The following is a 9,890-nucleotide window of genomic DNA, read 5'->3' as shown; positions in this document are numbered from 1 at the left end:
GTGCTGGTGCTGGTGCTGGTGCTGGTTGCTGATTGCGCCAGCGCAGGCTCTGTCGCACTGACCAGACCAAGGCCACCGGCCAGAACCGTTGGCGCGATGAGGCGCAGGGATCGTGACGATGCAAACGGTCTGCCGGGCAGGATACGAAGCAGAAGAACAGGCATGAGCTCAGACAAATGAGGGGGCGCAGAAAAGCAGGGCCGGAGCAACCTGATACCCCGACGAGGGTATGGTCTCAAGAAAGGATGCTGTTCCGCAGGAAGCCGCGACGGCATGACCGGGAGTTCTGCCGGGGTTGAGGGGGAAGGCCGTGCTGGTCATATAAGGCTGTTCCCTGACAGGGCACGCGCTTTGCATGCAGGTTTTCTTTCTTTTTTATACCGGTATGGGGTATAAAATACAATGAAATCCCCTAAGGAGTCCTCTGTGTCACAGACCGTCAGTTTCCCCGTTGGTGGCATGACCTGCGCAGCCTGTGCAGCGCGTATTGAAAAAGTTCTGAACCGTCAGGATGGTGTGCAGGCAACGGTCAATTTTGCCTCGGAACGTGCTCAGGTGCAGATGGACGGGCCAGAAACTTCTATCGAGACTGTTGTTGGTGCAGTCCGCAAAGCGGGTTTTACTGTGGATGAGAGAAGCATCGACCTCTCCCTCTCAGGCATGACCTGTGCCGCCTGCGCGGCCCGGATTGAAAAAATCCTCAACAAACTGCCCATGACGCAGGCCAGCGTGAATTTTGCAGCGGAAAAGGCGCATATTGTTTATGTGCCCGGTGTTGTGGAACCGGAAACCTTTATTGCCCGTATTGAAAAAGCCGGTTTTGGCGCGAAGCGGCTGGATGATGGGGTTCGGGAAGATCCCAATGCCCGGCGTATCGCTATCTGGCAGACGGAACGTAATCGCTTCCTTCTGACAGCACTCCTGTCTCTGCCGTTCTTTGTGCAGATGGTCGGCATGGTCTTCGGCTCAATGCACATGATGCCCGACTGGATGCAACTCCTGCTGGCCACACCCGTCCAGTTTTTCTGCGCGCGCCATTTGTACCAGCGTGCATGGAATGCGGTGCGGGGTGGCTCAGCCAACATGGATGTGCTCGTGGTGCTGGGTACAAGCATTGCGTATTTTTTCAGTGCTGCCGTGGTACTATTCCACTTGCATCAGCCAGTTTATTTTGAAGCCAGCGTATCTATCATCACGCTGATTTCTCTTGGCAAGCTGATGGAAACCCGCGCGAAGAACAAGACCAGCGCCGGGATTGAAGGCCTTCTCCAGCTTCAGCCGCAAATTGCTCATGTGGAAAGCGGTGCAGACGTGCTGGATCGCCCTGTGGCGGAGGTGCATGTCGGGGATATGCTGGTGGTGCGCCCCGGCGAGAGCGTGCCTGTGGACGGCGTGGTGGTGGACGGCACCTCTGAGGTGAATGAAGCTATGCTGACGGGTGAGAGTTTGCCCGTGCTCAAGCAGGCGGACGCTCAGGTGTTTGGTGGCACAATGAACGCCAATGGCGTCCTGCGCGTAAAAGCCACCGGCGTGGGGGCAGATACCGCGCTCTCCCGTATTGTGAAAATGGTTGAACAGGCACAGGGCTCTAAAGCCAATGTGCAGCGGCTGGCGGACAAGGTTTCCAGTATCTTTGTGCCTGCCGTGGTCAGTCTGGCGCTGGTGACGTTTCTGGTCAGTTGGCTGATCACCGGCAATGCCTCATGGAGCCTTGTTTCTGCGGTCTCCGTGCTGGTTATTGCCTGCCCCTGTTCTCTGGGGCTTGCAACGCCTACAGCCATCATGGTGGGCACCGGGCTGGGCGCGCGCTGCGGTATTCTGTTCCGCAATGCCGATGCACTGGAACAGGCGGAAAAACTGACCACCATCATTGTCGATAAGACTGGCACCCTGACAGAAGGTAAGCCGACTGTCAGTGATGTGCAGCCAGCCCCGGAGGTTGAGACTGCGCATCTTCTGGCAGTTGCTTATGCGCTGGAAAAGGATTCCGAGCATCCACTGGCTCGCACTGTTGTAGACTACGCCATGGCCCACAGTGTGCAGGCTCCTGTAGTCAGCGCATTCCAGGCCGTTCCGGGCATGGGCGTTACGGCGCAGATGGGTGAGGCGCTGGCCCGTCTGGGGGCCCCGCGTTTTCTGACGGATGCAGGTGTGACGCTGGATCATGCTGTGATTGAACTTCTTGAGAGCGAAGGCAAAACAGTTGTTGGTGTGACACTTGGCGATCAGCTTTTGGGTTATATCGCCCTGTCTGACCGCCTGCGGCCCGATGCAATTGCAACAGTTAGCGCTTTGAAAAAATCCGGCATCAAGGTCGTGATGCTCACGGGCGATAACCAGCGCACCGCCTCTGTTGTGGCGGCGCAGGTTGGCGTGGATGAGTATATGGCCGGTGTTCTCCCCGGCCATAAAGCGGATGCTGTTGAAAAATATCGTGCGGCTGGCAGCCTTGTTGGCATGGTGGGGGATGGCATTAATGACGCCCCGGCACTGGCTGCTGCTGATGTCGGCTTTGCGATTGGGGCCGGGTCTGCCATTGCGCTGGATACGGCGGATGTTGTGCTGATGAAAAGTGATCTGACCAGTGTGCTGGACGCGATTTCACTCTCCCGCGCAACACTGGCCAAGATCAGGCAAAATCTATTCTTTGCCTTTATCTACAACATCCTTGGTCTGCCGCTGGCAGCCTGCGGTTTGCTGAACCCGATTGTGGCCGGGGCAGCCATGGCGATGAGTTCCGTCTCGGTTGTCAGTAACTCGCTGTTGCTGAACCGCTGGCGGCCGCAGTCTCGCTGATAGTCTGAACGAGTGCGCCTTTTGGGGACAGCAGAATTTCGTGCTGATGGAAGCGGCGCAGGTTGGCGTGGTGCGCCACACTGACAAGTGTGGCCTGCGGAAGGTGTATTGTCAGCACACTATAAAGCAGGGTTTCATTCTCTTCATCCAGCGCCGATGTTGCTTCATCCAGAAATACCACACGCGGGCGGAAGAGCAGCACGCGGGCGATGGCAAGGCGCTGTTCCTCACCGGGGGAGAAAATCTGGCTCCAGTCTGCAACGTCATCAAGGCGAGAAATATAGCATGCCAAATTGACACTTTTCAGAACGCTCTCATAAGCCTGCGTGTCATAATGGTCCGGTGTGGCCGGGTAGCTGAGAACCTGCCGGAGAGACGTACCATCGGGCACATAAGGCCGCTGCGGGACAAACATGGCATGCTGTGTGTCAAAGGCAAGTGTGCCACTGCCATAGCCCCACAAACCCGCCAGCGCACGCAGGAGCGTGCTTTTACCAACACCAGACGGGCCGCTGATCATCCAGCGTTCGCCAGTGTACAGAGTCAGGTTGGGCAGGCTGGTCAGAACAGAACCGTCCGGCCGTTTGAGGACAAGATTTTCAATCTGCACATCCCCGGAAGAGAGCGTGTGGCGGGTAATCCCTTTTTCAAAAGGATGCCTCACAATGCGTTCAAACTCGTTCAGACGTTGCAGGATGGAGCGCAATGTGGCGAGGTCCGTGTAGTTATCAATAAACCATTGCAGGCTGTTGCGGGCCTGCATGAAGGCGGCATTGGTGCGGGAATATAGGCCGACTGTCAGCGTATGAGCCAGAAGTTTGGGGATGAGCATAACCCAGAGCAGGCAGGACGCTGTTTCATGAAAAAAATTGGTAATGAAATTAGCGCGCCATGTGTAGGTCACAACGCTGCGCCAGTTAGTAGCAATATGCGCAAGATAGCGTGAAAAACGTAGGTTTTCGGCTTCCTCTCCACCATAAAAGGCAATTTGTTCAGAGTTGCGGCGCACGTCCATCAGGCCTGCACGCAGGTCCGCGTCATAATGCTGCTGACGGTAATTGGCGCCCACCAGCGGGCCACCAAACCGTTCCAGCACTAAAGACGTAAACAGGGTTGCCAGAACAGTGCCGAGAAACAGATAGCCGGGAATATGAATGGCATGGCCATGCCAGCTGAAGGACAGTGTGCCGCCATGTCCCACAGCACGATGGAAAAAGAGATTAGGGTGGTCACAGCCTGAATGGCGTCCAGTCCCAGCTTGAGCGTCCAGATTGTCATTTGAGACAGATCGTCCGCAATACGCTGGTCCGGGTTGTCTGCCTGTTCCTGGCCATGCTCCAGCCGGTAATAGGTCTCGTTTGAAAGATACTGGCGCAGATAGACACGTGTATTCCACAGCCGCCAGCGCATGGATAAAACCTGTGTCAGATAAACCTGAAAAACATAAATGGCAGAAGAAAGAGTGGCCATAAGAAGATAAGATGGCAGCAGGGAAAGGCAGTCCTGCGCGCGAAACGCAAACATGGCATCAAAAAAGGACTGGTTCCATTTTCCAAACCACACTGCCGTGCGGACATAGAGAAATGACAGACCAATAATCCCTCCCAGCATGGCAAAGGCCCGCCATTTTTCTTCTGAAAGCCAGTAGGGGAGAATGACCTTCCAGTCTGAAAGGGAATGAGGGGGCATTTTCTCAGTAGTTTGCACGAAGTGTGGCCATAAAGCTGCGGGGGGCTGCGGGGAAATTGAACTGCCAGACACCGCTTGCCCGTTCATAATAATAGCGGTTTGTCAGGTTGCTGGCATTCAGCTGGATCTTCAGATGCGGTGTCACATGATAGCCGATCATGCTGTCCAGCGTCATGTATCCGCCCTGCACTGTTGTCGGGTAGCTGCCGCGCAGAGTGCTGTTGGCGTCCAGTCCAACCCCAAAGCTCAAAGTGCGCAGCCGCCCGCGCGGGACGGTATAGTGTACCCAGGATTTAAACATGTGCCGCGGAGAAAAAACGCCACCAAAATCCGGGGTGCTGGGATTGGAAACTTTTGTATCCAGATAGGTATAACCAAGAGAAACATTAAGGTCGGGTAGGATGTTGCCGTCAATCTGCGCTTCCCAGCCCTGACGGCGGATGGGGTCGGTTGTTATATAAAACTGGGAATGGTCCGGGTCCTGCACCGGCTGATTGACGTTTTCCATTCTGAACAGCGCAGTTGAAAGATTCAGACGTCCATTGAAATATTCGGCTTTGAAACCCGTTTCCACCTGATTGCCGTGTTGCGGCTTCAGCCCTCCGCCGTGGTAGGACATGTTCCCAACAGAGGGTGTGAAAATGCTGGAATAGCTGGCGTACCAGGAGATGTTGGGTGTGATCTGATACACTGTGCCCAGATACGGCGTGAGCTCTCCATGAATATTGGCTTCCGGCTGCCAGCTGCTGGTCGGTCCGGGCGAGATATATCGCATCCGCTCGGAAAAGCGTGAGACGCGCCCACCAAGAATCAGGGAGAGATTCTTGATAATTTCAAGACGAAGTTGCCCGTAAAAGCCCCACTGGGTCGCATTATCCCGTGTGCCATATCCGTCCGGGTCTTCCTGATAACTGATACTGCCTGCGGGAGGGCGTGGCACACTATTGGTGTTGTTGATGTTCACACCATTATAAATGTTATCGCTCAGAATATTGCCGTAACGCGTCACCTGATTGTAGGAATTGTAATTGAAGCCGAACAGGGCGTAATGGGTACGGTTCAGAAAACGAAAGCTGCCATTGGCGTAAATATCGGCTGAGCGTGCGCTGTTGGTGCCACGCATAGCGACAATACCTGCATCCTGATACTGCATGGTGCCGGTCTGCGCATCAATCTGCGTCCAGGGTTCATTATAAAGCGTATTGTAGCTCTGGTCATAAAAGGTGCCGCGGGCCGTCAGTTTCCAGTCGCCCCAAAGTTTTTGAGACAGAGAGGCGATGGTCTGCTGCGTCATGTAATTGCTGTATCCCCATTTCTGGGATGGATTGGCACTGCGGCCTCCATACCAGAGGGTCTTTTCTGTCGTGACAGGCAGCCCGTAATAAGGAGCCGTAATATCCTGCTGCTGGGCGGCGTGTGAGACAATAAAGGTAGTGGAGGGTGTAATATCCCATTCCAGCGCACCATAAGCCTGCCATTTGCGCGAATGGGCATATTTATAGAAATAATCATTATCCTGAAACAGATCCGCCGTGCGGAAACGCAGGGTCTTGGAGGCATTCAGGGGGGTGGAAAGGTCAATATCCGCGCGATAATTGTTGAAACTGCCAACGGTCGCCGCACCATTGACGGAAAAATCCATACCGGGTTTTTTGGTCACCTGATTGACCACGCCCCCCGGCGAGCCACCGCCCTGCAGCAGGCCGGCAGAACCGCGCAAGACTTCAATCCGATCGTACATTGAAAGATCAAAGCTGGCATTATTCAAAGTGCCAGCGGATCCCGGCGTGTTGTCAACCGAGGTCGTCATTTGATAACCGCGAGAATAGAAATTGGAATTTGCGGTCGAGCCGGGCAGAACGCGGATGCCGTTAATCTGGCGCATGGCGTCCGTCATGGTCAGCATGTTGGAATCCTGCATGCGCTGCTGTGTCAGAACAGAAACGGATTGCGGGATATCCTTCAGCGCAACAGGTGTTTTTCCCCAAGCTTCTGCGGTCGGCGTTGTATAGGAATGACCACTCCCAACAACCTCGATCTTTTCTTCTGTCATGCATTCTACCTGACCGGGCGAGGCAGGCGCAGGAGCGCACATGGGTGGTGCTACAGTATGGGGTGGGGGCGTTTGTGCTTTTTTGTGCACCATAGGATGGCACAAGGGCCGGATGCACATCATGCGTTTGGTTTTATGGGATGAGGGCAGAGGACTCAAACGCCTCTGGCCTTCTGCTTCGGCAGATACAGGAGCCCAGAGGCCGGTCAGAATCCCGCTTAAAATCAGAGCGCATTGTGAAACACTGGCAAAATGACGCGCGCGACGGCCAGACTGTTTCATGATGGGCACCCCGGCAGGAGGGCAAAAGACACAGTTTTGTCAGCAGGCACTCAGGAGGCCAGATCAAACCCCAGATCGTCCACCACTTCAGAAAACTGGGCAGGCGTTACCAGGGCAGGGTCATACTGCACGGTTACTGTGCCACCTTCCAGAACCACGTCTGCTTCGGACATACCCTTCAGGGCTTCAAGCGCTTTTTTCAGTTTGCTGGAGCAGCCATTGCAGGACATGCCTTCAACAATGAATGTTTCTGTCTTTGTCATAGCCTTCGCTCCTTTTATGGCCAGCCGCGTGAGAGGGACTTATCCGCCAAACGCCGGCATCAGGCAACACGCCGTGTTTTTCAGATCTGTTCAATGGTGGAAAAGTCGAAGCTTTCTCCCTTGGGGTTCTCACCCAGTCGCAGTGTTGTGGGGGTGGGCATGACATAGGGGGGGACCGGCAGATTATAAGGGGCAGGCGCGCCTTTAAACACGCGGCCGGCCAGGTCAAACTGCGAGCCATGGCAGGGGCAGGCGTAGCGGCCTGTCTGGTCAGGTGCTGCGGCCGGGGCCGTGTAGGCCGGCACACAGCCCAGATGCGTGCAGATGCCAACATACACACCATATTCCGGCACAAGTGAGCGGTGCCAGTTGCGGGCGTAGGTGGGTTGTTGCAGCGCGTCAGACTGTGCGTCCCGCAGTTCGTTCACCAGGGTCGGGCTTTGTAGCCTGGCGAGGTCTTCCGGCGTGCGGCGCAGAATGAAAATGGGCTTGCCCTGCCATACGGCCGTCATCTGCTGGCCCGGTGCCAGTTTGGACAGGTCAATTTCCACCGGCTGATGGGCTGCGGCGCTGTCCTGCGGTTTCAGGCTAGCGACAAACGGGATGGCGCAGGCTGCCAGTCCTGTGACCGTGCCAGCCGTGGTGACCATACCAAGAAAATCACGACGTCCAGCGCCGTTGTCCTGATCCTGCCCGTTGGGTGGGGTGTTGTCTGCGGGGTTTGTCATCAGTCGTCTGCGTCCTGTGCGTTCCGGGTGGTGCCGCGTTTCCAGATTTTTCTCTTCCAGGCAATGGCCAGTACCAGCAGGCCACTCAGATAGGCAAAAACATACAGGCCTGTGCGGTGCCTGTCATTCCGATGCGGGTCAGAGGCCCAGACCAGAAAGGTCGTCACATCCCGTGCCTGTTGGGTGGCGGTGGCAGGCGTGCCATCCGGAAATTCGACCGCGTCGTCCATCAGCGGGGGTGGCATGCCCACCAGATGCCCGTCTGCCCAGTCATTGTAGAATTTGCCTGGCACCACCGGGGCACCGGGCGGCGGTGGCATATGGTAGCCGGTCAGAAATGCGTACAGCCAGTCTGCACCATGGGGCTGAATGGCCGCCAGCCGGGACTGGTCCGGCGGGGCAACGCCGCCCATCATGGCAGCGGCTGCGGCCTCACTGGGGAAGGGGGAGCGCAGATGGTCATCTGGCAGGCCGGGGCGCATGGTGGGGTGGCCTGCGGCGTCCAGCGGCCCGGGAACCTGTTTGGCATGCGCCAGATCCCTGATGGCCTGCTGGGAAAGTCCGATCCCGCTGAGGTCATTATACGTCACGCTGCGCATGCCGTGGCAGGACGAACAGATTTCATTGAACACGACAAAGCCGCGTTGCAGGCTCTTCTGGTCGAACTGGCCTAAGGGCCCGTCAAAGCTCCATTTCTGATGCGGCGGCACAGGCGGAGTGAGCGCGGCAGGGGCCGCATGGGCGACAAGCGGCAGGCTGGCCAGCAGCGCTGTGCCAAATGCTGCTGTGCGCGAAAGGGAAAGCCGGACCATCAGGCATCTCCTTTGGCAGAGGCAAGGGAGGTGGGGAGCTGTCTCGGTTTTTCAAACCGTGCGGCCAGCGGCAGGATCACCAGAAAATACCCAAAATAGTAAAGCGCAGACAGCCGCCCGATAAGCATCCATGTCCCGGTGGCGTGATGCTTGCCCACCAGTGCGAGCAGCACAAAGGAGATCACCAGCCCCAGCAGAGCCGGGCGGCAGATTGGGCGGAAGCGGGCGGAGCGCACGGGGGAACGGTCCAGCCAGGGCAGGGCAAACAGCACAAGCAGGGAGCCTGCTGCCGCCAGAAGCCCGCCAAATTTGGAGGGCACAGACTGAAGCAACCCGTAGAACGGCAGGAAATACCATTCCGGCTCAATATTGGCGGGCGTGTGTAGTGGGTCCGCCGGGGCGTAATTGTCCGGCTCTGTCAGCAGGCCTGGCCAGAAAAACAGCAGCGCACAAAAGACCATGGCGAAGACAATCAGCCCGATCAGATCCTTGCTGGTGTAATAAGGATGGAAGGGAAGTGTGTCTTTTGGGGTTTTGGGTTCCACGCCCACCGGGTTGTTGGATTTGGTCACATGCACGCAGGCCACGTGCAGCCCCACAACAGCGACGACCAGAAACGCCATCAGGAAATGCAGCACAAAAAAGCGGTGCAGGAAGATGTCGCCCAGATGGTCACTGCCGGTCAGCACATGTTCCAGCGTGCCGCCAATAACCGGCACGGCCCCGACGGCTTTGGTAATGACGTCAGCCCCCCAGTAGGACATCTGGCCCCACGGCAGGATGTAGCCTGCAAATGCTGTCGCCATCACCATGACCAGCAGCACAAGGCCACTGAGCCAGAGCATTTCCCGCGGTGCTTTGTAGGAGCCGTAATAAAGCCCGCGGAACAGATGAATATAGAGCGCGGCCAGAAACAGGTTGGCCCCGGTCATATGCATGCCGCGCAGCAGCCAGCCGCCAGAAAGCTGACGGTCTATGGCTTCAACTGAAAAGAAAGCCTCGGCACTGGTCGGGGTGTAGTTCATGGCCAGAAAGGTGCCGGTTGCCAGCATCAGCAGCAGCACAACCACCAGAATGGCGCCAAAATTCCACAGCCAGTTCAGGTTCCGGGGCATGGGGAAGACCACATATTCCTTACGGAATGCGGAAAAAACCGGCAGCCGATGCTCTATCCAGCCAGCAGGACCGCCCGGAGAGGCGGCACTTGGAGAGGCTTCGTCCCGTGACTCAGGCTGATTCATGCACACCATCCAACTTCAGTCTTTTA

6 protein-coding genes and 1 pseudogene are annotated in these 9,890 nt (G+C 56.6%); 1 reads left to right on the top strand and 6 read right to left on the bottom strand.

What is annotated here, in order from left to right; translation table 11 throughout:
- Window positions 1-426: 426 nt before the first annotated feature.
- A complete protein-coding gene (locus AD928_RS06240; protein ID WP_082779775.1) occupies window positions 427-2,796 on the top strand; it encodes a heavy metal translocating P-type ATPase in 2,370 nt (789 codons plus the stop codon).
- Here AD928_RS06240 and AD928_RS06235 read toward each other — a convergent pair.
- The 6 genes and pseudogenes from AD928_RS06235 to AD928_RS06210 form a co-directional block, all read right to left on the bottom strand.
- Window positions 2,750-4,572 (bottom strand): annotated as a pseudogene (locus AD928_RS06235) (ABC transporter ATP-binding protein/permease). The gene AD928_RS06240 and the pseudogene AD928_RS06235 sit on opposite strands and share 47 nt — an antisense overlap.
- The gene (locus AD928_RS06230) at window positions 4,490-6,538 is read right to left on the bottom strand and encodes a TonB-dependent siderophore receptor (RefSeq protein WP_062249126.1); all 2,049 of its coding nucleotides are present in this window, start codon (window positions 6,536-6,538) and stop codon (window positions 4,490-4,492) included. The pseudogene AD928_RS06235 and the gene AD928_RS06230 overlap by 83 nt, the downstream one beginning before the upstream one ends.
- 332 nt (window positions 6,539-6,870) lie before the next feature.
- Window positions 6,871-7,083, bottom strand: coding sequence for a heavy-metal-associated domain-containing protein (locus AD928_RS06225; protein WP_062249124.1), 213 nt, complete (start codon window positions 7,081-7,083; stop codon window positions 6,871-6,873).
- An 80-nt stretch (window positions 7,084-7,163) separates the two neighbouring features.
- Window positions 7,164-7,811 (bottom strand): ubiquinol-cytochrome c reductase iron-sulfur subunit, encoded by a 648-nt coding sequence (gene petA / locus AD928_RS06220; protein WP_062249122.1) that lies wholly within the window; start codon window positions 7,809-7,811, stop codon window positions 7,164-7,166.
- Window positions 7,811-8,623, bottom strand: coding sequence for a cytochrome c1 (locus AD928_RS06215; RefSeq protein ID WP_062249120.1), 813 nt, complete (start codon window positions 8,621-8,623; stop codon window positions 7,811-7,813). The genes petA and AD928_RS06215 overlap by 1 nt, the downstream gene beginning before the upstream one ends.
- Window positions 8,623-9,864: a cytochrome b gene (locus tag AD928_RS06210; protein WP_209436668.1), complete on the bottom strand. Its 1,242-nt coding sequence runs from the start codon at window positions 9,862-9,864 to the stop codon at window positions 8,623-8,625. The genes AD928_RS06215 and AD928_RS06210 overlap by 1 nt, the downstream gene beginning before the upstream one ends.
- Window positions 9,865-9,890: the final 26 nt, after the last annotated feature.

Origin of the sequence: Acetobacter cerevisiae (genome assembly GCF_001580535.1) — a bacterium.
Classification (GTDB): domain Bacteria; phylum Pseudomonadota; class Alphaproteobacteria; order Acetobacterales; family Acetobacteraceae; genus Acetobacter; species Acetobacter cerevisiae.
Note: the sequence above shows the minus strand (reverse complement) of the source record. Positions and strands in the feature narration are given on the sequence as shown.